A 21541-nucleotide genomic window follows, 5' to 3' on the forward strand; every position below is an offset into this window, starting at 1 on the left:
CCGTACACAGAAGATCGTCTGAAAGCTCACTTGGGGGAACGGGACATGCGTCTGCGTCTCATACGCGTGCTGTTGATCATCGGGCTGGTGCTCGCCGGCCTGCTGGTCGCCGCCGACCGGATCGCCGTCGGCTATGCCGAGGACAAGATGGCCGACAAGGTGCGGACCCACCGCGCCGCGATCGACGGCGCCGAAGTCGACATCAGCGGCTTCCCGTTCCTCACCCAGGCGATGGGCCACCGCCTGGACCGGGTCGACGTCCACCTCAAGGGCATGGAGGCCACCGCCGACGGCCGCCGGATGCGGATCTCCCGGCTCGATTCCCGCTTCCACGACGTGAAGCTGAACGACAACTACTCGGGCGGCACCGCGGAGCGGGCCGACGGCTCGGCGCTGATCACGTACGAGGACCTGACCAAGGCCTCGACCAGCGGCGCGACCGTCGCCTACGGCGGGTCGCCGGGCAAGGTGAAGGTGACCGCCACGGTGGACCTCCTGGGCCGCTCCATCACCCGCAGCGTGATCTCCACCATCACCCTGGTCGACGGCTCCACGGTCCGGGTGCGGGCCGACGAGGTGCCCGGCGGGGGGATCCCCGGCATCGAGGAGCTGGTCCGCAGCGAGACCGACTTCGACCGGCGGCTGGACGGCGGTCTGCCGGCCGGTCTGAAGCTGTCGGCGCTCACCTCCGACCAGGAGGGTGTGCACCTCACGGTGGACGGTACGAAGGTGGACCTCGCGGGCTGAACCCCGTGAACACCGGGAAGCCCGTGAATACCGCCCGCGGACGGCAACTTTCCGCATACTGAGACGGCTCGGTCCGATCCGCAGATGAACGGGGTCCCGGCCTGGCCGGGGCCGGGCTCCGGAGGGTGCGCGAGGGTCATCGCATCCCGACATGTGGACGATCCTGTCTCGATATATGACACACCGGTGACAGGGCCGCCGATTCGTCCCTACGATCCATGCCCATGAAGCGAATGCAGGCGGACCTCACGAAGCGACGGGCAGTAGACCTGTGTCGCGTCGCCGCCATGCTCTGTCGCTGACCGAGCGCGACGTTCCACGTCGCTCCCGTCGGCCGTACGACCGTACGACGGCCTTTCCCGCGTGACCGCAGCTGCCTCCCGCCCTACGCCTCCCCGCGCAGGAACCACGAGCGCACCCGGAATCACGTACCTGCACGCAGCACCCGCCGCACCCGCACCCGCACCGCCCCGCCGCACACTGCCCCGGAGGAGAACACCATGAGCCGCAGCGACGTCCTCGTAGACGCCGACTGGGTCGAGGCCCACCTGGACGACCCGAAGGTCGTCGTCGTCGAGGTGGACGAGGACACGTCCGCGTACGACAAGAACCACATCCGCAACGCCGTCCGGATCGACTGGAAGCAGGACCTCCAGGACCCGGTCCGCCGCGACTTCGTGGACCAGGAGGGCTTCGAGAAGCTCCTCTCCGCCAAGGGCATCGGCAACGACGACACCGTCGTCCTCTACGGCGGCAACAACAACTGGTTCGCGTCCTACGCCTACTGGTACTTCAAGCTCTACGGCCACCAGGACGTCAAGCTCCTCGACGGCGGCCGTAAGAAGTGGGAGCTCGACTCCCGCGACCTGGTCGACGGCACCGAGGTCCCCAAGCGCCCGGCCACCGCGTACCAGGCCCAGGCCCAGGACACCTCGATCCGCGCCTTCCGCGACGACGTCGTGGCCGCGATCAACAACCTGAACCTGGTCGACGTCCGCTCGCCCGACGAGTTCTCCGGCAAGCTGCTCGCCCCGGCCCACCTCCCGCAGGAGCAGTCGCAGCGCCCCGGCCACGTGCCGAGCGCCCGCAACATCCCGTGGTCGAAGAACGCCAACGACGACGGCACCTTCAAGTCGGACGACGAGCTCAAGGCCCTCTACGAGCAGGAGCAGGTCGACCTGGCGAAGGACACCATCGCCTACTGCCGCATCGGTGAGCGCTCCGCGCTGACCTGGTTCGTGCTGCACGAGCTGCTGGGCCAGGAGAACGTCAAGAACTACGACGGCTCCTGGACCGAGTACGGCTCCCTGGTCGGCGTGCCGATCGAGCTCGGCGCCAACAAGTAATTCCCCGGGCGGCACGGGCGCGCGACGCCCTGCGGTAGGCAAGACCTCTCTAGGACAGGACAGAGAACATGTGTGGAGCACAGATCGGCGGGCCCGACCTCTCGACCCTCAAGCCGGGCGAGACGGCCATCCAGGGCCAGGTGACCCAGAACGGCGAGCCCGTCACCGGCTACGTCCGGCTGCTGGACTCGACCGGTGAGTTCACCGCCGAGGTCCCGACCTCGGCCACCGGCCAGTTCCGTTTCTACGCCGCCACCGGCAGCTGGACGCTGCGGGCGCTCGTGCCCGGCGGCCAGGCGGACCGCGCCGTGGTCGTCGCCGAGTCCGGCGGCGTGACGGACGTCGCGATCGCCGTCTGAACGACGATCACGACAGCTTGACCGGCCGAAGGGCCGCACCCTCCCCCAGACTCCGTCCGGGGGGACCCCCAGGGGGTTGGACGCCACTGTACCGGGGTGCGGCCCTTCGTGCCGTCCGCGGCCGGCCCGCCTACCCTGGAGGCATGTACGCCCGGCGCCGACGCGTCTACTTCCTGCTCATGGGCGGATGTCTCTTCCTCTTCGTCTCCGCCTGGAGCTTCGTGCGGCTGTGGTCGGTGGAGGCGGCCGTGGCCCTGTGCGTGGTGGCGATGGTCATCCCGCCGGTCGCCGCGATGATCGCGAACCGGCGCGGCCCGGACGACCGCTGGTGGGACGACCCCTCGGGCGATCCGACCTCGGACGAATGGTGGGACGAACTGGACGGCAAGCCGCGGCGCCACGGGGATGCCGAACCGTAATACCGGCGCGTACAACTGCTTTCCCTCGGCACGGGTCTTGCGTGTGCACAGGTGACGGAACCTGTGGCTCATGTCCTGTGGGGGGACTTTCTTGGAATCCGAACAGATCGGCCCCGGACCCGGCCGCGCCACGCGCCGCGTCGGCCGTACGGTCGCCCTGATCGCGGCGGCAGCCGCGCTCGGCATCCTGGCCGGCACGGCCACCGGATACGCCGTCCAGAGCGGCCGGGCGCCCACCCCGCTGCCGCCGCTGGCCCAGCAGCACCTCCCGGCCCCGAAGCCGGTGGCCGCGGACGATGCGACCACCGAGCAGACCATCAACGCCAACCGCCGCCACCGGTCCGACGAGGACCTGACGAAGGCGCTGCTCCCGGCACCCGGCGGAATGCAGGACGCGTGGTCCGGCTACGAGCCGCTGGAGCAGTTCGTGACCGACTTCTTCGAGCGGCCCGCCGGGATGTCCGGCCGGCTGGCCTCGGACGGGCTGCGGCGGGTCGCGCTGAGCCGGTGGTCGGAGAACGAGGACCGGCGCGTCGAGCTCCGGCTGATCCAGTTCCAGGACCGGGCGGGAGCCGAGGACTACCGGGTGAGCCAGTCGAAGTACCAGCCGGACGACGAGTACGCCGGACACGACGGAGTGGTGGTTCCGGGCGTCTCGCGCGACCACGGCAGGGTCTGGATCTACCCGGTCAAGACGAAGCCGGGATACCACCCGCTGAGCCGGGCCCGGGCCATCGTCCGGCGCGGCGACACCGTGCTCGACCTCTGGTACGCCGACCAGCGCGGCAAGCCCATCACCGAGAAGACCGTCATGAGCCTCGTCGAGCGCCAGCTGGAGCGACTGTGATCGAACTGCAGGACGACGTCACGCCCGCCCCGGATGCGCCGGAGCAGAGCCGGCCGAACCGCCGCCGGCAGGGCGCCATGCTCGTCGGCGGTCTCGCCGCCCTCGGCGTGCTGGGCGCCTGCGTCGTGAGCGCCCAGAAGTTCACCGAGGCCGAGCACGCCTCCCCGACCCGCTACTGGACGCCTGCGGACGCCCCGGCGGCGGACCTGTCCGCGACGGCGGAGGAGCAGCCGACCGCCCCCCGGCACCCGCTGGCCGCCAAGCTGCTGCCGATGCCGCAGCAGTTCCGGCCCGGCCCGGACTTCGGCGCGGAGGGCAACGACTTCTTCGTCCCCGGCGCGAAGGCGGTCGAGCGTCTGAAGGAGCAGCGGACCGGCCTGTCCGGCACCGAACGCAAGGAGCGGGACAAGGCTCTCGCCCAGCTCAAACTCAAGGGGATCGCGGGACGCAGCTACCGGGACGGATACGGCATGGTCAGCGAGATCCACCTGATGCAGGCGGACCCGAAGGCGCTGGGCGAATTCGCCGCGCTGACCGGGAAACTGCTCGGCCTGGCGGCCGACAAGGGCAGCAAGCCGCCCACGGTGGACGGCTTCCCCCAGGCCAAGTGCTGGCTGATGAGCATCGATCCCAAGGACCAGGACAAGGACAAGGACCTGGTCGAGTCCCTGGAGTGCGTGGCGGTCGAAGGCGACCACCTGGTCATCTTCCGCGCGTACGAGGGCAAGCCGCTCCGCGTCTCCGACGCGATCAAGGTCCTCAAGAACCAGCTGACCCACCTGCAGTCCCCCGGGGAGTCCGCATGACCGCCCAGCAGCCCGAAGCCGCGGAACCGGCCCCGGCCCAGGAAACCGCCCCGGAGGCCACCCTGGGCCCCGCAGCCCCGGCGCGGTCCGCCCGGCGCCGGCGGCTCGCCTTCGGTGTGCTGCGCTGGACCGCCGCCCTGCTGGTCTTCGCCGGCGCCGGCACGGCCGTCACGTACGAGATCACCGGGCGCGAGCGCACCGACGTCCCCGGCCTCGCCACCGAGCCCGACGGCCGCTGGGACTATCCGGAGATCCGCAAGCCGGAGCTGCCGAAGGGCGCCCCGCTGCCGTTTGCCGCGGACAACCGGGACGGGGTGCACTACGCGGCCCTGACCGGGCTGCTGCTGCCCGCCCCCGCCGGGGCCCGGCCGGACGACGGGCTGAAGCCGGGGCAGGACGGCACCGTCACCCCGGACAGCTTCCTGGCGGAGTACGTTCCGGACTCCCGGCCCGGCCTGAAGGAGCAGCTGCGGGACGAGGGCCTGCGGCAGATCGCGGTCCGCGGCTGGACCACGCCCGACGGCACCCGCACCCGCATCTACCTGCTGCGTTTCCACACCTCGGCGTTCACGGACGCGTTCAGCGGCTGCACCTCCCACCTGGCGCCGGTCGGAGGTGCCGCGCTGGCGGACGACGACACCTGGAGCGCGGCGAAGCGGGAGGAGGGCAGGACCCGGGGCTACGACACGCAGAGCGTCGACGTGGACAACCACGTCACGGTCATGCGGGAGGCCCCGCCCGCCGGCGACGAGGCCGTCCGGCTCGCCTGCATCCAGTCCGGCGACCTCCAGGCCGTGGTCCTCCAGACCCGCAAGGGCGCCGAGCCAGCCGCCGTCCCCTTCCACCAGACGGTGATCCTGCAGAACCAGCTGCTGGGCTGACCGGCCCAACGGCAGACCTCACAGAGTGGCCAGGTCCCCGGGCCAGTAGGCTTGGGGACCGGCCCCGTAGCCACCCGAACCGACCCCTCCGAGGAGCACCCCGTGCTTGAGGCAGTCTTCACCTCCCTGCTGGTCCTGGTCGCCGTCGGCGTCCTCGCCTTCACCGCGCTGGCCGTCGCGAAGCTCTACCAGGGCCAGCGCTGACCTCCGGTTCACCGACCCCTCCCACAGATCGCCTGAGCAGCCATTCATGATCCAGATCCCGTCCGACCTGAACCCGGGCCTCGTCCCCCTCGCCTTCCTCCTCGGCACCTGGGAGGGCGCGGGCGTCTTCGACTTCCCCGGTGAAGAGAAGTGCAACTTCGGCCAGGAGGTCGTCTTCAGCCACGACGGCAGGGACTTCCTGGAGTACGTCTCGCACACGTGGGTGCTCGACGCCGAGGGCAAGAAGGTCCGCCCGCTGGAGTCCGAGACCGGCTACTGGCGTATCGACTCCGACCGCAAGGTCGAGACCGTCATGGTCCGCGACCAGGGCGTCGTCGAGGTCTGGTACGGCGAGCTCGCCGACCGGAAGCCGCAGATCGACCTGGTCACCGACGCGATCGCCCGCACCGCCGCGTCCGGCCCGTACAGCGGTGGCAAGCGCCTCTACGGCTATGTGAAGGGCGACCTGATGTGGGTCGGGGAGAAGGCCACCCCGGACGTCGAGCTGCGCCCGTACATGTCGGCCCAGCTGAAGAAGGTCGTCACCCCGGAGGAGGTCGCCGAGATGGCGCGCAACCTCCCCGACATGCCGGACGACGGCATCGCCTTCTTCCGCTGACCGGCAACCGCCCGGTTGCGCCACCCGCCCGTACACTGGGCGGGTGGCGAGCACCGACTGGAAGAGCGATCTGCGGCAGCGCGGCTACCGGCTGACCCCGCAGCGCCAGCTTGTGCTGGAGGCCGTGGACACCCTGGAGCACGCCACCCCGGACGAGATCCTCGTCGAGGTGCGGAAGACCGCCTCCGGGGTGAACATCTCCACCGTGTACCGGACCCTTGAGCTCCTCGAGGAGCTCAAGCTGGTCTCGCACGCCCATCTCGGGCACGGTGCACCGACGTACCACCTCGCCGACCGCCATCACCACATCCATCTGGTGTGCCGGGACTGCGGGGACGTCATCGAGGCCGAGCAGGGCATCGCCTCCGAGTTCATCGCCAAACTGCACGCCACCTTCGGCTTCGAGACCGACATGAAGCACTTCGCGATCTTCGGCCGCTGCCGGAAGTGCGCCGCCAAGCAGCGGGACGAGCAGTCGTAGGCTTGGCCTATGACCAGCCCTTTGCTTAATCTGCCCGGTGCCGTACCGGCCGAAGGCCGTGACGAAGGCGTCGCCGCCCACTACGGAGAGCTGTACGGCGAACAGCGCGCGCTCGCGGACGGCCGCGGTTTCGTCGACCTTTCGCACCGCGGAGTCCTCACCGTCACCGGACCGGAGCGGCTGAGCTGGCTGCACCTGCTGCTCACCCAGCACCTGACCGAACTGCCGCCCGGGCAGGCCACCGAGGCGCTGATCCTCTCCGCCAACGGCCACATCGAGCACGCGCTCTACCTCGTCGACGACGGCGAGACGGTCTGGGCGCACGTGGAACCGGACACCGTGCCGGCGCTGATCGCCTACCTGGAGTCGATGAAGTTCTTCTACCGGGTGGAAGTCGCCGACCGGACCGCCGACTTCGCGGTCGTGCACCTGCCCGCCGGCTCCATCACCGAACTCGCCGAGAAGTACGTCGTACGGGAGACCCCGGCCGGCCGCGACGTGTTCCTGCCGCGCGCCGAGCTGACCGCCTTCGCCGCCGACCACGGCCCCGCCGCCGGCCTCCTGGCGTACGAGGCGCTGCGCGTGGAGGCGCACCGCCCGCGGCTGGGCCTGGAGACCGACCACCGCACCATCCCGCACGAGCTGGGCTGGATCGGCACCGCGGTGCACCTGCAGAAGGGCTGCTACCGCGGCCAGGAGACGGTCGCCCGCGTCCACAACCTGGGGAAGCCGCCGCGCCGCTTGGTCTTCCTGCACCTGGACGGCTCCGAGGTGCTGCTGCCGCCGCACGGGACGCCGGTACGGCTCGCCGCCGACGGCCCCGAGGGCCGCCAGCTGGGCTTTGTCACCACCTCGGTGCGCCACCACGAGCTCGGCCCGATCGCCCTCGCGCTGGTCAAGCGGAACGTCCCGGTGGACGCGGCGCTGCTGGCCGGCTCGACCGCGGCGGCCCAGGAGGTCGTCGTCGCCCCCTGAGTCCCTGAGTCCTACAGGTCGAGGAGCACGGTGAACGGGCCGTGGTTGGTGAGCGAGACCCGCATGTCCGCACCGAACCGGCCCGTCTCCACCGTCGCGCCCAGCTTCCGCAGCTGCGCCACCACCTCGTCCACCAGCGGCTCCGCAAGGTCCCCGGGCGCCGCCGCGTTCCAGGTGGGGCGGCGGCCCTTGCGGGCGTCCCCGTAGAGCGTGAACTGGGAGACGACCAGCAGCGGCGCACCGTTGTCGCTGCAGGACTTCTCGCCCTCCAGGATCCGCAGCGACCACAGCTTGCGCGCCAGCTGCGCCGCCTTCTCCGGGGTGTCCTCGTGGGTCACCCCCACCAGCACACACAGCCCCTCGCCGACGATCTCGCCCACGGTCTCACCGGCCACGACCACGCTCGCGCCGTCCACCCTCTGCACCACTGCTCGCATACCACCTGTGTACCAGGCGTGCACCCGTCCGGGGCCGATCGGGTGCACTGAGACTGCGCCTGCCCCACCGTCAGTGGCACGATGCACGGAGGCGGTGCATCCCCCGGGCCCTGGGGGCCCGGGGAGACCCCGGATGCACCGGTCGAGGGGACGGACACGTTCGTATGAATACTTCTGGTACCTCTGCAGCCGCAGGCCCGGTGTCGGCGGTGCGCCCGCCCGCGCAGCGCAACGCGGACGCGCAGCCCTCCGGCGTCCCCGGGCTCGGACTGCCCGAACTGCGGGCCCTGCGCCGGGACGCCCAGCGCGACGAGGCCGACCTGAGCTACATCCGCAGAATCCTGCAGGGCCGGATCGACATCCTGCGCGCCGAACTGGCCCGGCGGACCGACCAGGCGGGGCCGGCGGGCCGGGAGATCCCGGCGGTGGTCGTGGACCGGCTGTCCGAGATCCTCGCCGACGCCCCCTCCAGCCGCAGCGCCTCCGCCCGCCACGTCACCCTCGGCACCCCGCAGAGCGAGGAGTTCCGGCTGCTGGCCGCCGAGATGCTGGCCGATGTGGAACTCTCCGACCTGGCCGCCCGTACCGACGCCGAACTGCACGACGCCATGGGCCGGCTGGTCCGGTACGAGCAGCAGGTGTCCCGGCGCCGGCAGCAGCTCCAGCGCACCGCCGACGACTGCAGCGCCGAGATCACCCGCCGGTACCGGGAGGGCGAGGCGCAGGTGGACGATCTGCTGGCGTAATTCGGGCGACGGGCCGCGGACCGGCGGCTAGCGTGCCTGCCATGAGCGCCGACATCCGTCCCGTCACAGAATCCGAGCTGGCCGCATGGCTGCGCACGGTACAGACCGCCTTCCTGTCCTCACCCCTGGTCACGGACGGAGACGTCGCCCAGCGGATCAAGTACAACGACCTCAACCGGATGGTGGGGGCCTTCGACTCCGACACCGGCGGCTGCGTGGCCACGTTCCGGACGTTCGCGCAGGAACTCACCGTGCCCGGCGGCGCGGTGCTCCCCGCGAACGCGGTCTCCGCCGTCTCGGTGCTGCCCACGCACCGGCGCCGCGGCCTGCTCACCCGGATGATGACGGCGGACCTCGCGGCGGCCAAGGAGCGCGGCGACGTGCTGGCCACGCTGATAGCCGCCGAGTACCCGATCTACGGCCGGTACGGGTTCGGGCCCGCCACCTCGACGGCGGAATGGGAGATCGACGTCGCGCGCACCGGCCTGGACCGCAGCCGGCCGGTGCCCGACGACGGCGGCCGGATCGACCTGGTGGACGCAGCCGCGGCCCGCCGGACCGGCCCGGAACTGCACGAGCGGCTGCGCGCGGCCACCCCAGGCGTGGTCGACCGCGACGAGCGGTGGTGGAGCCTGGCCACCGGTCTGGAAGCGCTCGACTCCCGCCCGTACAAGGAGAAGTACTTCGCCGTGTACCGGTCGGCCGACGGTGAGGCACAGGGCTACGCCGCCTACCGGGCCGACGACCACTGGACGGACGCGAAGGTCCCGCTGAACACCGTGCACGTCACGGACCTGCTGGCGGTGACCCCGCAGGCGGAGCGCGCCCTGTGGCACTTCCTCTGCTCCATCGACTGGGTGCTGAAGGTCCGCACCGGGTACCGGCCGCCGGACGATCTCCTCCCGCAGTTCCTCCCGGACCCGCGCGCGGCTCGCACGGTGACCGCGGTGGACATGCTGTGGGTGCGGCTGCTGGACGTGGTACGGGCGCTCGGCGCGCGGACGTACGAGGTGCCGGGCCGGCTGGTGCTGGAGGTCGAGGACCCGCAGGGCCTGGCGGCAGGCCGCTACCTGCTGGACGCGGGCGCCGGGACCTGTGGGACCACCGACGCCGATCCGGACCTGGTGCTCGGCATCGGCGCGCTGGGCGCCCTCTACCTGGGCGACGGCTCGGCGGCCCGGCTGGCGGCGCTCGGCCTGGTGCGGGAGCTGCGGCCGGGAGCGGTGGCGCTGGCGGACGCGGTGTTCCGCACGGCCCGGCGGCCGTGGTGCCCGGACGTCTTCTGACGGGCTCCGGGCGGCTGACGGGTTCCGGGCGGCTGACGGGCTCCGGGCGGCGGGGGCGGTCACATCCGCTGCTGCGGCTGCGTCAGAAGGGCATGACCTACGAACACAGCGAAGTCCGTGACGACCGGGCCTTCCTGGCGGCCCGCTTCGAGGAGCGGCGGACGCATCTCCAGGCGGTCGCCTACCGGATGCTCGGCTCGCTCAGCGAGGCGGAGGACGCCGTCCAGGAGGCCTGGTTCCGGCTCGACCGCAGCTCGACCCGCGAAGTGGAGAACCTGGGCGGCTGGCTGACCACGGTGGTCGCCCGGGTCTGCCTGGACCAGCTGCGCATCCGCCGCGCCCGGCGCGAGGAACCCCTCGGGGTGCGGGTGCCGGAACCGATCCTGAGCCCGCCCGAGGGGCTCGACCCGGAGCAGGAGGTGCTGCTGGCCGACTCGGTGGGGCTGGCGCTGCTGGTCGTACTGGAGCAGCTCGCGCCCGCCGAACGGCTGTCGTTCGTCCTGCACGATATGTTCGGAGTGCCCTTCGAGGAGATCGCGCCCATCGTGGAGCGGACCCCGGCGGCGGCCCGCCAGCTGGCCAGCCGGGCCCGCCGGCGGGTGCAGGGGGCGGCGCCGGTGCCGGACACGGACCTGACCCGGCAGCGGGAGGTGATGGGCGCCTTCCTGTCGGCCTCCCGGAACGGCAACTTCGAGGAACTGCTGGCGGTTCTGGACCCGGAGGTGGTGCTCCGGGTCGACCTGGGGGAGGCCGGCGGCGGCGCTTCGCGGCTGGTGCGCGGCGCGGCGGCGGTGGCCCGGCAGGCGCTCACCTTCCAGCGGCTGTCGCCGTCCGCGCGCCCGGCGCTGGTGAACGGGTCGCCGGGGGTGGTGAGCATGCGGGAGGGCAAGCCGGTGGCGCTGATGGGCTTCACCGTGAGCGGGGGCAGGATTGTCGCGATCGACGTCCTGGCCGACCCGGCACGACTGGAACGACTCGATGTGACGGTCTTGGAGGACTGAGTGACGGCAGACACGGCAAAGGCACAGTGGGTGGTGGACACGCTCCGCGCGGCGGGCTGCGTGTTCGCGGAGGAGGAGGCGGAACTGCTGCTGGGCGCGGCGGCGGAGGGCGCGGACCTCGCGCGGATGGTGGAACTCCGGGCGGTCGGCCACCCCTTGGAGCATGTCGTGGGCTGGGCGGAGTTCTGCGGACTGCGGATGGCGGTCGGGGAGGGCGCCTTCGTGCCGCGCCGGCGCACCGAGTTCCTGGTGCAGCAGGCGGCGGCGCTGGCCCGCCCGGGTGCGGTGGTCGTGGACCTGTGCTGCGGGGTGGGGGCGGTCGGCGCGGCGGTGGCCGCGGCCGTGCCCGGCGCGGAGCTGCATGCGGCGGACATCGACCCGGTGGCGCTCGGCTACGCCCGGCGCAACGTCGCCCCGTACGGCGGCCAGGTCCACGAGGGCGACCTCTACGATGCCCTTCCGGCCGGTCTGCGCGGCCGGATCACCCTGCTGGTGGTGAACGCCCCGTACGTCCCCACGGACTCCATCGCGCTGCTCCCGCCGGAGGCCCGCGACCACGAACCCCACACGGCCCTGGACGGCGGCCCGGACGGCCTGTCGATCCAGCGCCGGGTGGCCGAGGGGGCCCTGCCCTGGCTGGCCGAGGGCGGGCACCTGCTGATCGAGACGAGCACCCGGCAGTCCCCGGCGACGGCCTCGGCGATGACCTCGGCGGGCCTCGCGGTCCACGCGGCCACGTCGGAGGAATGGTCGGCCACGGTGGTCACGGGCCGGCGTCCGCTGGCCTGAGTTCGCGGTTCGGCCGCCAGGTTGTTGATCTTCCGGCTACAACTGGGGGGTGGACGAGACGGCGATATCGGCGGAACGGGCAGAACAGGCAGAGCGGGCAGCACGGTTCGAGGAGCACCGGGCGCACCTGCGGTCCGTGGCCTACCGGATGCTCGGGTCCCTCAGTGAGGCCGAGGACGCGGTGCAGGAGGGCTGGCTGCGGTTCGACCGGACCGACACCAGCGGGGTCGAGAACCTGGGCGGCTGGCTGACCACGGTGGTGGCGCGGGTGTGCCTGAACCTGCTGCGCACGCGCGAGCAGCGGCGCGAGGATCCGCTGGAGACGGGGCTGTTGGGGGCGGGACTGTTGGGGGCGGGGATGCCCGACCCGGTCCTCGGCCGGGAGCACACCGTCGACCCGGAGCAGGAGGTGCTGCTCGCCGACTCGGTCGGGCTGGCGCTGATGGTCGTACTCGAATCGCTCACGCCGGGCGAGCGGCTGGCCTTCGTCCTGCACGACATGTTCGCCGTGCCGTTCGACGAGATCGCCCCGCTGATCGAGCGGACCCCGGCCGCCGCCCGGCAGCTCGCGAGCCGGGCCCGCCGCCGGGTCCAGGGCCAGGCCCCGGCTCCGGACCCGGACCTCGCCACGCAGCGTGCGGTGGTGGACGCCTTCTTCGCCGCGGCGCGCGACGGGGACTTCGAGGCGCTGGTCGCCGTACTCGACCCCGATGTGGTGCTGCGCTCCGACGGCGGCGTGGTCCGCGCCCGCCTGACGGTCGTCCACCGCGGCGCCGAGACGGTCGCCGGCCAGGCGGTCACCTTCGGCGGCCTCTCGCCGTTCGCCCGGCCGGCCCTGATCAACGGCACGGCGGGCGTGACGGTCGCCGCGAACGGCACAGCGCTGTCCGTCATGGCCTTCCTCGTCAGGGGCGGCCGGATCCTCGCCATCGACGTGGTGGCCGACCCCGAGCGCCTGTCCGCCCTGGAGGTGGCCGCTTTCCACGCCTGACCGGGCCGCGCCGAGCGGGTGGGAGATGTTGCAAGCAGTTGCTTGCAAAAGTTAGCAAGATGCGGGAGGATCAGGACATGGCATCCCTCAATGTCGGGAATCTCGGCGAGTACCTGCGCGAGCAGCGCCGCCAGGCGCAGCTCTCGTTGCGGCAGCTCGCCGATGCGGCAGGGGTGTCGAATCCGTATCTCAGTCAGATCGAGCGCGGGCTGCGCAAGCCGAGCGCGGACATCCTGCAGCAGCTGGCCAAGGCGCTGCGGATCTCCGCGGAGACGCTGTACGTGCAGGCCGGGATCCTCGACGAGCGGGACCGGGACGAGGTGGAGACACGGGCCGTCATTCTGGGCGACCCGTCCATCAACGAGCGGCAGAAGCAGGTACTGCTGCAGATCTACGAATCGTTCCGCAAGGAGAACGCGCTCAGCGAGGGCGAGCCCCCCGCTGACGAGGTGCCGTCCACGAAGTGAAATGCGATCCGGGAGGACCGGCAAGATGGCCATCGCCGATGACCTGAAGAAGACCCTGACCGACCCGACTCCGCTCTACTTCGCCGCCGGCACGGCCGACTACGCCGTGCAGCAGGCCAAGAAGGTGCCGGGACTGATCGACCAGCTGCGGGCCGAGGCGCCGGCGCGGATCGAGGCGGTGCGCAACACCGACCCCAAGGCCGTGCAGGAGCGGGCCAAGGAGGACCTGGAGGCGGTTGCCGCCAAGGTCGTCGGGGTGGTCGGGGCGCTCGGGTCGATCGACCCGAAGAAGATCGACGCCAAGAAGCTCGGGGAGAGCGCCCAGGATCTCGCGCTGCGCGGGGTCGGGGTGGCCGCCGAGTACGCGGTGCGCGCCAAGGAGACGTACGACCGGGTCGCCGAGCACGGCGAGCAGGCCGTGCGGCAGTGGCGCGGCGAGGTCGCCGAGGACATCATCGATGTCGCCGCGGTGGTCGAGCCGGCGTCCGCGCCCGAGTCGGAGTCGGCGGCGGCCCAGTCCGACGCCGACGCGGAGAAGCCGGCCGCGAAGCGGACCGCCACGCGCAAGAGCGCCGCGAAGAAGGCAGCACCCGTCGAGTGACGAAGTGACGGAGTGACGGAGTGACGACGGGGCGGACCGGGCACCTTCACGGTGTCCGGTCCGTTCTGTCTGTAGCGTGGACGGAACAGAGGCCAAGCGCGTCGTGAGGCGGTAGAGGGGCATGTTGATTCAGGGATTCAATTCCGTCGTGGCGCTGCTCGGGCTCGCCATGCTGGTGCTCGCCGTCGTGGCCTTCGTGTTCGCGCTGGTGGCGCGGGAGGATGCCTACCGGGCCGCCGACAAGCAGACCAAGACGTTCTGGCTGGTGATCCTCGGGATCACGGTGGCGGTCGACCTGTTCCTGGGCATGCTGTTCCTGCAGATCGCCGGGCTCATCGCCACGATCGTGTTCATGGTCGATGTGAAGCCCGCGCTGAAGCGGGTGTCCGGTGGCGGGCGCCGCGGCAGCAGCAGTGACGGGCCGTACGGCCCCTACAACGGCAACCGCTAGATCCCGGACAGGGCGGCCTAGCCCGCGCGGTCCAGGAGGACGACGGCGACGTCGTCGGTGAGCTCGCCGCCGTTCAGGCGGCGGGCTTCGGTGACGGCCGCCTCCAGCAGCCCCTCGCCGCGCAGGCCGCGCTCCAGGTGCCGGTTGATCATCTCGACCATGCCGTCCTGTCCGAGGCGTTCCCGGCCGGTGCCGATGCGGCCCTCGATCAGGCCGTCGGTGTAGAGCATCAGGCTCCAGGTGCCGCCCAGCTCCACCTGGCGGCGGGGCCAGCGGGCGCGCGGCAGCAGTCCGAGCGCCGGGCCACTGTCCTCGTACGGGAGGAGCGTCGCCGGGCGGCCCGGCCTGGTTATCAGCGGGGCCGGGTGGCCGGCCAGGCACAGTCCGGCGCGGCGGCTGTCGGGGGAGATGTCCACCGTGCAGAGCGTCGCGAAGATCTCCTCGCAGGGGCGCTCGACCTCGAGCACCTCCTGGAGGGTGGCCAGCAGGTCGTCCCCGCACAGGCCCGCGAGGGTCAGGGCGCGCCAGGCGATGCGCAGCTCGACGCCGAGGGCGGCCTCGTCCGGGCCGTGCCCGCAGACGTCGCCGATCATTGCGTGCACCGTGCCGTCGGGGGTGCGGACGGCGTCGTAGAAATCTCCGCCCAGCAGGGCGCGGCTGCGGCCGGGCCGGTAGCGGGCGGCGAACCGGAGGTCGGCGCCTTCGAGCAGCGGGGTGGGGAGCAGGCCGCGTTCGAGCCGGGCGTTCTCCTGGGCTCGGAGCCGGGATTCCGCGAGCTTGTACTGGGCTATGTCGGCCCGTTTGCGTTCCACCGCGTACCGGATGGCGCGGCTCAGCAGCCGGCCGTCCAGCTCGTCGCGGAACAGGAAGTCCTGGGCGCCGACCCGGACCGCTTCGGCGGCCCGGTCCGCGTCCGCCTCGGCGGTCAGGACGAGGACGGCGTGCCGCGGGGCGATCCGGAGCACCTGCCGGAGGGTGGCCAGCTCGTCGGTGCCGGACTCCACCGCCGTGGCGGTGCGGGCGGCGGCGGCCGGGCCCGGGTGGCCGTTGCCCACGCCGACCGTGCGGGCGGCGCTGCCGGGCAGGCTCAGGTCGAGCAGGATGCAGTGCACGTCCTGGGTGAGCAGCCGGGCGGCCTCGGTGAGGTTGCGGGCGGTGCGGATCCGGATGCGCTGGCCGTCGGCGTCGAGGATCTCGGGGACCGTGAGGCCGCCGCCGGGGTCGTCCTGGATCACCAGCAGGGTCAGCGCCTGCGGAGGTGCGCCGGGCTGACCGCTCTCCGCGGCCGGGGTGTCCCTCTGCCGCGGTACGGGTACGGTCATCGTCTCGGTTCCTTCCCTCCCCCCGAGGCTGGCGCGCGCTGCGTGCCGACCCTAGCGGGCCATGCCGGGCCGACGGAATGGCCGTGTGGGAGCGGGCCTCCGGCATATGCCCTTATCAGGGGCGAAGTCCCGGGTCGCGGGATGACAAACATCACGCCCGGGCGGCCCACCGGTCTCGGTGGCCGGGACGGGTCGGCCCACGGTCCGGACAGGACCAGGACCTACTGGGTGTCCGGGCGGACCACCGCCTTGATCGGCATCGATCCGGCGCCCGCCATAGTGATCTTCCGGCCGGGGCGGGGGGCGTGCACCATCGCACCGTCGCCCACATACATCGCCACATGGCTCGCGTCGTCGAAGTAGATGATCAGATCGCCCGGTCGCATGTCCTTGACGGCGATCTTCGGCAGCAGCCTCAGCTGCTCCTGCGAGGTGCGCGGGATGTTCGTGCCGGCCGCCAGCCACGCCTTGGAGGTCAGGCCGGAGCAGTCGAAGGAGTCCGGGCCCTCGGCGCCCCATACGTACGGCTTGCCGATCTGCGCGGTGGCGAACTGGACCGCCCGCTTCCCGGCCTCCGTCGCCGCGCCCTTGGCGTCCTTGATCGCGCCCGTGTTCAGCCAGGCCTTCTGGGCCTGGTACTGGGCCTCCTGCTCCAGCTGCAGCAGCCGGGCCTTCTCCTCGGCCTCCAGCTTGCTCTCCAGCTCCTCGGCGGCCTTGATCTTGTCCTCGATCTGCTTCTTCGCCGACTCCTGCTTGACCCGGTTGGCCTCCAGGGTCTGCCAGTGCGCCGTCGCGTCCTTGGCGTACTGCTGCAAGTCGGCCTGGGTCTCGTTCAGTTCGGAGAGGACCCCGGCGGTCGCCTTCTCGCCCTGGCGCAGCCGGTCGGCCCCGTCGAGGAACTGCCCCGGATCGCGGCTCATGGCCAGCTGGGCGCCCGGCGGCAGGCCCCCGGAGCGGTACTGGGCACGGGCGGCGGCGCCCGCGCGGTTCTTGAGGACGGTGATCCGGTCCTGCCCGGCGGCGATCTGCTTGGCGAGCGACACGATCTGGTCGGACTGCCGCTTGGTCTCGGTCTCGGCCTGGTTGTACGCATCCGTGGCCGTGCCGGCCTGCCGGTACAGCTCCTCGATGTCCTTGCGCACCTGTTCCAGGGACTTGGCGCCGGGACCGGGCTCCGGGGCGCCCGGGGCGGCGAAGGCCGTGCCGGCCAGGCCCGGGGTGGAGAGTATGGCCATCGCGCACAGCAGTGCGAGCGCGACTCCGCCACGACGCCGTCGGTTCACGGTCCCCCCAGACACATGGCAGATCTGCCTGTCGGTCAGATCTGACTATTCATCAGTAACTTCTCACTGCATTCGGGATGGTGCCACGACTCGGCGAATTCCAACAGCCTTGTGGACAACCGCCCGATCATGACCCCCGGCCCCGCCCCTCCCACCACGACTCAACGGCCCCGGCCCGCAACCGGTTCCCCGGCCGCCCGGGTTCACCCCACCGGACGCAACGCGTCCCAGCGCACCGTCAGTTCGCCCTGCCGCCACCGCCCCGGCCCGTCCGCCAGCGGCCAGTCGCCGGAGAGGGCCCGCGCGGTACGGATCCACCGCTGCCGCGCCCCGTACGAGGCGTACGGCGCAGCCGCCGCCCACGCCCGGTCGAAGTCCCGCAGGAACGCGTACACCGGCTCACCGGGCACATTGCGGTGGATCAGCGCCTTCGGCAGCCGCTCGGCCAGGTCCGAGGGGCGGTCCAGGGAGCCCAGCCGGGTCGCGAAGGTGACCGTGCGCGGCCCCTCCGGCCCCAGCGCCACCCACACATGGCGCCGCCCGATCTCGTCGCAGGTCCCCTCCACCAGCAGCCCGCCCGGCGCCAGCCGTGCACACAGCCGCGCCCACACCTCGGCGACCTGCTCCTCGTCGTACTGCCGCAGCACGTTCGCCGCCCGGATCAGCGCCGGCCGCTCCCCGCCCGCCAGCGGCACCTCGAACCCGCCGTGCCGGAAGCTGAGGCCCTCCCGCTCGTACGGCTTCGCCCCCGCCACCCGGGCCGGCTCGATCTCGATGCCCACCACCCGGACCCGCGGGGCCGCCGTCCGCAGCCGCGCCAGCAGCTCCACCGCCGTCCAGGGCGCCGCCCCGTACCCCAGGTCCACGGCCACCGGCTCCTCCGCCCGGCGCAGGGCCGGCCCGTGCACCGCCGCGATCCAGCGGTCCATCCGGCGCAGCCGGTTCGGATTGGTCGTCCCGCGGGTCACCGTGCCGACCGGACGGGCGGTACGGCTCGGCGGGGACGGGCGGGAACTCATGTGCCGAGAGTAAGCGGAACGCCCGGACCGAATAAAAATCCGGCAAACGCCCAAGCAAATCGCCCGGCGCGGAATGCCGGGCGGGGCCTCACCGGTTGCACCCCTTGAGGAGCGCCCGCGCTCCCGCCCAGCCATGCCCTGCCACACCTGCCCTGCCTGTGAGCGACTGCCGGCGACTGCCGGAGCCACCGACCGAGAGGACTGCTCCCTTGAGCCAGTACGTATCCCGGCTCGGAGGCAGGCGTGCCGCCGGCCGCATCACCCGCTACGACCCGCCCCGGCTGCGCCTGCCGGAGTTCGGCCAGCACCGCAAGCCGCGCCGGGTGGCCATGCTCAGCGTGCACACCTCCCCGCTGCACCAGCCGGGCACCGGCGACGCCGGCGGCATGAACGTGTACATCGTGGAGCTGGCCAAGCGGCTCGCCGCCATCAACATCGAGGTGGAGATCTTCACCCGGGCCACCGAGGGCGGGCTGCCGCCCGTCGTGGAGCTGTCCCCGGGCGTACTGGTGCGGCACGTCGACGCCGGCCCGTACGAAGGCCTCGCCAAGGAGGAGCTGCCCGCCCAGCTCTGCGCCTTCACCCACGGCGTGATGCAGGCCTGGGCCGGGCACCGCCCCGGCTACTACGACCTCGTCCACTCCCACTACTGGCTCTCCGGCCATGTCGGGTGGCTCGCCGCCGAGCGGTGGGGCGTCCCGCTGGTGCACGCCATGCACACCATGGCCAAGGTCAAGAACGCGGCGCTGGCGGAGGGCGACACCCCGGAGCCGGCCGCCCGGGTGATCGGCGAGACCCAGATCGTGACCGCCGCCGACCGCCTCATCGCGAACACCGCGGAGGAGGCCGAGGAACTGGTCCGCCACTACGACGCCGACCCCGCCAAGGTGGCCGTCGTCCACCCCGGGGTGAACCTGGAGCGGTTCACCGTCGGCGACGGCCGGGCCGCGGCCCGGGCCCGCCTCGGGCTCCCGCAGGACGCCCTGATCCCCCTCTTCGCGGGCCGCATCCAGCCGCTGAAGGCCCCCGACATTCTGCTGCGCGCCGTCGCCGTGATGGTCGACCGGGACCCCTCGCTGCGCGGCCGGCTCTTCGTCCCGGTGGTCGGCGGGCCGAGCGGCAGCGGGCTGGCGAAGCCGGAAGGCCTGCAGAAGCTGGCCGCCAAGCTGGGCATCGCGGACCTGGTGCACTTCCACCCGCCGGTCGGCCAGGACCGGCTCGTGGACTGGTTCCGGGCGGCATCGGTGCTGGTCATGCCCTCGTACAACGAATCCTTCGGGCTGGTCGCGATCGAGGCGCAGGCGGCCGGCACCCCGGTGCTGGCCGCGGCGGTCGGCGGACTCCCGGTCGCCGTCAACGACGGGGTGACGGGCATCCTCGTACCCGGCCACGATCCGGCGGACTGGGCGGCCCGGCTGCAGCGCTTCGCCGACCACCCCGCGCTGACCGACCGGATGGGCCGGGAAGCCGCCCGGCACGCGCAGTTCTTCGGCTGGGACACGGCGGCGAGCGGCACGGCCGACGTGTACACCGCGGCCATGCATGATCATCGCCGTCGCGTACGCTCCCACCATGGCTGATCACGCGGCGATCATCGAGCACACGCTGACCGGAGCCGAGCTGGAATGGGAGTCCCCCGAACCCGGCTCGTACGTCGTCAAACTGCCCGGCACCCGCAAGCTGTCGACCACCTGCTCCCTGCGGGTCGGCCGCCACTCGCTGTCCGTCAACGCCTTCGTCATCCGTCACCCGGACGAGAACGAGGCGGCCGTGCACCGCTGGCTGCTGGAGCGCAACCTCAAGCTGTACGGCGGCCTCTCCTACGCGGTGGACGCGCTGGGCGACATCTACCTGGCCGGCCGGCTCCCGCTGTCGGTGATCACCCCGGAGGAGCTGGACCGGATCCTGGGCACCGTGCTGGAGGCGGCCGACGGCTCCTTCAACACGCTGCTGGAGCTCGGCTTCGCGAGCGCGATCCGGCGGGAGTACGACTGGCGGGTCTCGCGCGGCGAGCCGACGTACAACCTGGACGCCTTCCGCCACCTCACGCAGCCGAAGGCGCCGTAGGGCTCGAGGCCGGGCAGGCCGCCGGGGCCTGGGCTGCCGGAGCCGCCGGGGCCGGGGCGGGGTCCGGCTCGGGTGCGGGTGCGGGCGCGGGGGCTTCGCTGGGGAGGCCGCGCATCAGGACCCAGTACCCCACCGCGGCGACCGTCCCCAGCACCCCGGTCGCCCCCCACAGCCAGCCCGCCCCGTACCTGTCGATCACGAACCCCGCCATCAGCGGCGCGACCAGCGCAGCCACCGACCAGGACATCGTGTACACCCCCTGGTAGCGCCCGCGCCCGTGCAGCGGCGAGAGCCGGACCACCAGGCCCATCTGGGTCGGCGAGTTCACGATCTCCGCCAGCGTCCAGATGCAGACCGTCAGCGCGTACACCGCGATCGACCCGGCGAAGGCCGTCATCGCGAAGCCGTACCCGGCCAGCAGCGCCGAGACCACCAGCAGCCTCTGCGGGTCGCGGTGCTCGATGAAGCGGGTCACCGGGATCTGCAGGAGCACGATCAGCAGGCCGTTGACCATGATCACCAGCCCGTAGTCGCCCGGCGTGAACCCGGCCTCGCCCATGGCCACCGGCAGCCCCACCGACCCCTGCGTGAAGATCAGCGAGATCAGGAAGGACAGCCCGACCACACCCATGTAGCGGCCGTCCCGCAGCACCGTCCCCAGCCGGACCTCCGGCTCGGCGACGGCGTCCGCCGACAGGTCCCGCTCCGGCCGCGACTCCGGCAGCTTGACGAACACCAGCACCGCGCAGACCAGCGTCAGCGCCGCCTCGCCCAGGAAACCGGCGAGGTAGTTGTACTCCGCCACGAACCCGGCCGCCACCGCACTGACCCCGAAGCCGAGGTTGATCGCCCAGTAGTTCAGCGCGAAGGCCCGGACCCGGTCCTCCGGACGGACGATGTCGGACATCATCGCCTGCACCGCCGGACGGGAGGCGTTCGAGGTCATGCCCACCAGCAGCGCCACTGCCGCGATCGCCGCCGGATGCTCCATGAAGCCGAGCAGCGCCACCGAGAAGGCGGTCGAGGCCTGCGCCGCCAGCAGCGTCGGCCGCCGCCCCAGCCGGTCCGTCATCACCCCGGCGACCAGGGAGGAGATGACCCCGCCCAGCCCGTGGAGCGCCACCACCAGTCCCGCGAAGGAGGCCGAATAGCCCCGGTCCTGGGTCAGGTACAAGGTCATGAAGGTGGCGACGAAGGCCCCGAGCCGGTTGACCAGGGTGCTCGCCCAGAGCCACCAGAACGCGCGGGGCAGACCCGACACGCTCTCGCGTGCCGCCTGTCTCATCGTGGCAACGGACATACGGAATCCCCCCGGCGATGTAAGTGGTGCGGCGCTGGGCTGGACATTACGACTGGGGGTGTTTCCGGCGCCACTCAATTGACGGGCTGTGTCAATC

26 protein-coding genes are annotated in these 21541 nt (G+C 72.1%); 21 read left to right on the forward strand and 5 right to left on the reverse strand.

Annotated elements, in window-relative coordinates:
• Positions 1–45 precede the first annotated feature (45 nt).
• The 11 genes from ABT123_RS26645 to ygfZ all read left to right on the forward strand — a co-directional run bounded on the left by ABT123_RS26645 (position 46) and on the right by ygfZ (position 7684).
• Positions 46–747 (forward strand): LmeA family phospholipid-binding protein, encoded by a 702-nt coding sequence (locus ABT123_RS26645; protein WP_351319123.1) that lies wholly within the window; start codon positions 46–48, stop codon positions 745–747.
• Between the two features lie 233 nt (positions 748–980).
• On the forward strand, positions 981–1049 hold the full coding sequence (locus ABT123_RS26650) for a putative leader peptide (protein WP_351319324.1): 69 nt from the start codon (positions 981–983) through the stop codon (positions 1047–1049).
• Positions 1050–1247: 198 nt separating this feature from the next.
• Positions 1248–2093 (forward strand): sulfurtransferase, encoded by an 846-nt coding sequence (locus ABT123_RS26655; RefSeq protein WP_351319125.1) that lies wholly within the window; start codon positions 1248–1250, stop codon positions 2091–2093.
• A gap of 68 nt (positions 2094–2161) precedes the next feature.
• Positions 2162–2452: a DUF1416 domain-containing protein gene (locus ABT123_RS26660; protein ID WP_351319127.1), complete on the forward strand. Its 291-nt coding sequence runs from the start codon at positions 2162–2164 to the stop codon at positions 2450–2452.
• 143 nt (positions 2453–2595) lie between these two features.
• A complete protein-coding gene (locus tag ABT123_RS26665; protein WP_351319129.1) occupies positions 2596–2871 on the forward strand; it encodes a DUF3099 domain-containing protein in 276 nt (91 codons plus the stop codon).
• Positions 2872–2962: 91 nt separating this feature from the next.
• Positions 2963–3718, forward strand: coding sequence for a hypothetical protein (locus ABT123_RS26670; RefSeq protein WP_351319131.1), 756 nt, complete (start codon positions 2963–2965; stop codon positions 3716–3718).
• Positions 3715–4524, forward strand: a complete 810-nt coding sequence (locus tag ABT123_RS26675) for a hypothetical protein (protein ID WP_351319133.1) — start codon at positions 3715–3717, stop codon at positions 4522–4524. Before ABT123_RS26670 ends, ABT123_RS26675 begins: the two co-directional genes overlap by 4 nt.
• Complete coding sequence (locus ABT123_RS26680) at positions 4521–5405, forward strand: hypothetical protein (RefSeq protein WP_351319135.1); 885 nt, start codon at positions 4521–4523, stop codon at positions 5403–5405. Before ABT123_RS26675 ends, ABT123_RS26680 begins: the two co-directional genes overlap by 4 nt.
• Before the next feature lie 250 nt (positions 5406–5655).
• On the forward strand, positions 5656–6228 hold the full coding sequence (locus ABT123_RS26685; RefSeq protein WP_351319137.1) for a heme-binding beta-barrel domain-containing protein: 573 nt from the start codon (positions 5656–5658) through the stop codon (positions 6226–6228).
• Between the two features lie 43 nt (positions 6229–6271).
• Positions 6272–6709: a Fur family transcriptional regulator gene (locus ABT123_RS26690; protein ID WP_351319139.1), complete on the forward strand. Its 438-nt coding sequence runs from the start codon at positions 6272–6274 to the stop codon at positions 6707–6709.
• Between the two features lie 9 nt (positions 6710–6718).
• Positions 6719–7684, forward strand: coding sequence for a CAF17-like 4Fe-4S cluster assembly/insertion protein YgfZ (gene ygfZ / locus ABT123_RS26695; RefSeq protein ID WP_351319141.1), 966 nt, complete (start codon positions 6719–6721; stop codon positions 7682–7684).
• Positions 7685–7695: 11 nt separating this feature from the next.
• Here ygfZ and dtd read toward each other — a convergent pair whose 3' ends face one another.
• Positions 7696–8121, reverse strand: a complete 426-nt coding sequence (gene dtd / locus ABT123_RS26700; RefSeq protein WP_351319143.1) for a D-aminoacyl-tRNA deacylase — start codon at positions 8119–8121, stop codon at positions 7696–7698.
• A 164-nt stretch (positions 8122–8285) separates the two neighbouring features.
• Here dtd and ABT123_RS26705 point away from each other — a divergent pair, with 164 nt between their 5' ends.
• The 8 genes from ABT123_RS26705 to ABT123_RS26740 all read left to right on the forward strand — a co-directional run bounded on the left by ABT123_RS26705 (position 8286) and on the right by ABT123_RS26740 (position 14453).
• A complete protein-coding gene (locus ABT123_RS26705) occupies positions 8286–8867 on the forward strand; it encodes an RsiG family protein (RefSeq protein ID WP_351319145.1) in 582 nt (193 codons plus the stop codon).
• A 41-nt stretch (positions 8868–8908) separates the two neighbouring features.
• Positions 8909–10153 (forward strand): GNAT family N-acetyltransferase, encoded by a 1245-nt coding sequence (locus tag ABT123_RS26710; RefSeq protein ID WP_351319147.1) that lies wholly within the window; start codon positions 8909–8911, stop codon positions 10151–10153.
• A 92-nt stretch (positions 10154–10245) separates the two neighbouring features.
• Entirely contained in the window at positions 10246–11154 is a 909-nt protein-coding gene (gene sigJ / locus ABT123_RS26715; RefSeq protein ID WP_351319149.1) for an RNA polymerase sigma factor SigJ, read from the forward strand.
• Positions 11155–11943, forward strand: a complete 789-nt coding sequence (locus ABT123_RS26720) for a putative protein N(5)-glutamine methyltransferase (RefSeq protein WP_351319151.1) — start codon at positions 11155–11157, stop codon at positions 11941–11943. It begins immediately after the preceding gene.
• Positions 11944–11992: 49 nt separating this feature from the next.
• A complete protein-coding gene (locus ABT123_RS26725; protein WP_351319153.1) occupies positions 11993–12934 on the forward strand; it encodes a sigma-70 family RNA polymerase sigma factor in 942 nt (313 codons plus the stop codon).
• Positions 12935–13011: 77 nt separating this feature from the next.
• Positions 13012–13401 carry a helix-turn-helix domain-containing protein gene (locus ABT123_RS26730; RefSeq protein WP_150208536.1) on the forward strand — a complete coding sequence of 130 codons (390 nt, stop codon included), beginning with the start codon at positions 13012–13014 and terminating at the stop codon, positions 13399–13401.
• A 25-nt stretch (positions 13402–13426) separates the two neighbouring features.
• Positions 13427–14002 carry a hypothetical protein gene (locus ABT123_RS26735; RefSeq protein ID WP_351319155.1) on the forward strand — a complete coding sequence of 192 codons (576 nt, stop codon included), beginning with the start codon at positions 13427–13429 and terminating at the stop codon, positions 14000–14002.
• Between the two features lie 121 nt (positions 14003–14123).
• Complete coding sequence (locus tag ABT123_RS26740) at positions 14124–14453, forward strand: DUF2516 family protein (RefSeq protein ID WP_351319157.1); 330 nt, start codon at positions 14124–14126, stop codon at positions 14451–14453.
• A gap of 17 nt (positions 14454–14470) precedes the next feature.
• Here ABT123_RS26740 and ABT123_RS26745 read toward each other — a convergent pair whose 3' ends face one another.
• From ABT123_RS26745 to ABT123_RS26755, 3 genes are all read right to left on the reverse strand, one after another.
• On the reverse strand, positions 14471–15775 hold the full coding sequence (locus ABT123_RS26745; protein ID WP_351319159.1) for a PP2C family protein-serine/threonine phosphatase: 1305 nt from the start codon (positions 15773–15775) through the stop codon (positions 14471–14473).
• A 221-nt stretch (positions 15776–15996) separates the two neighbouring features.
• Positions 15997–17058, reverse strand: a complete 1062-nt coding sequence (locus ABT123_RS26750; protein ID WP_502971060.1) for a C40 family peptidase — start codon at positions 17056–17058, stop codon at positions 15997–15999.
• 203 nt (positions 17059–17261) lie between these two features.
• A complete protein-coding gene (locus tag ABT123_RS26755; protein WP_351319161.1) occupies positions 17262–18077 on the reverse strand; it encodes a class I SAM-dependent methyltransferase in 816 nt (271 codons plus the stop codon).
• Between the two features lie 209 nt (positions 18078–18286).
• Here ABT123_RS26755 and mshA point away from each other — a divergent pair, with 209 nt between their 5' ends.
• Entirely contained in the window at positions 18287–19657 is a 1371-nt protein-coding gene (gene mshA, locus ABT123_RS26760) for a D-inositol-3-phosphate glycosyltransferase (RefSeq protein WP_351319163.1), read from the forward strand.
• Positions 19650–20144 (forward strand): type III secretion system chaperone family protein, encoded by a 495-nt coding sequence (locus ABT123_RS26765; RefSeq protein WP_351319165.1) that lies wholly within the window; start codon positions 19650–19652, stop codon positions 20142–20144. Before mshA ends, ABT123_RS26765 begins: the two co-directional genes overlap by 8 nt.
• Here the strand turns inward: ABT123_RS26765 and ABT123_RS26770 are convergent.
• Positions 20122–21444, reverse strand: coding sequence for an MDR family MFS transporter (locus ABT123_RS26770; RefSeq protein ID WP_351319167.1), 1323 nt, complete (start codon positions 21442–21444; stop codon positions 20122–20124). The genes ABT123_RS26765 and ABT123_RS26770 overlap by 23 nt on opposite strands.
• Between the last annotated feature and the right edge of the window lie 97 nt (positions 21445–21541).

This window comes from Streptomyces sp. NPDC002054, assembly GCF_040296685.1.
Lineage (GTDB): Bacteria > Actinomycetota > Actinomycetes > Streptomycetales > Streptomycetaceae > Streptomyces.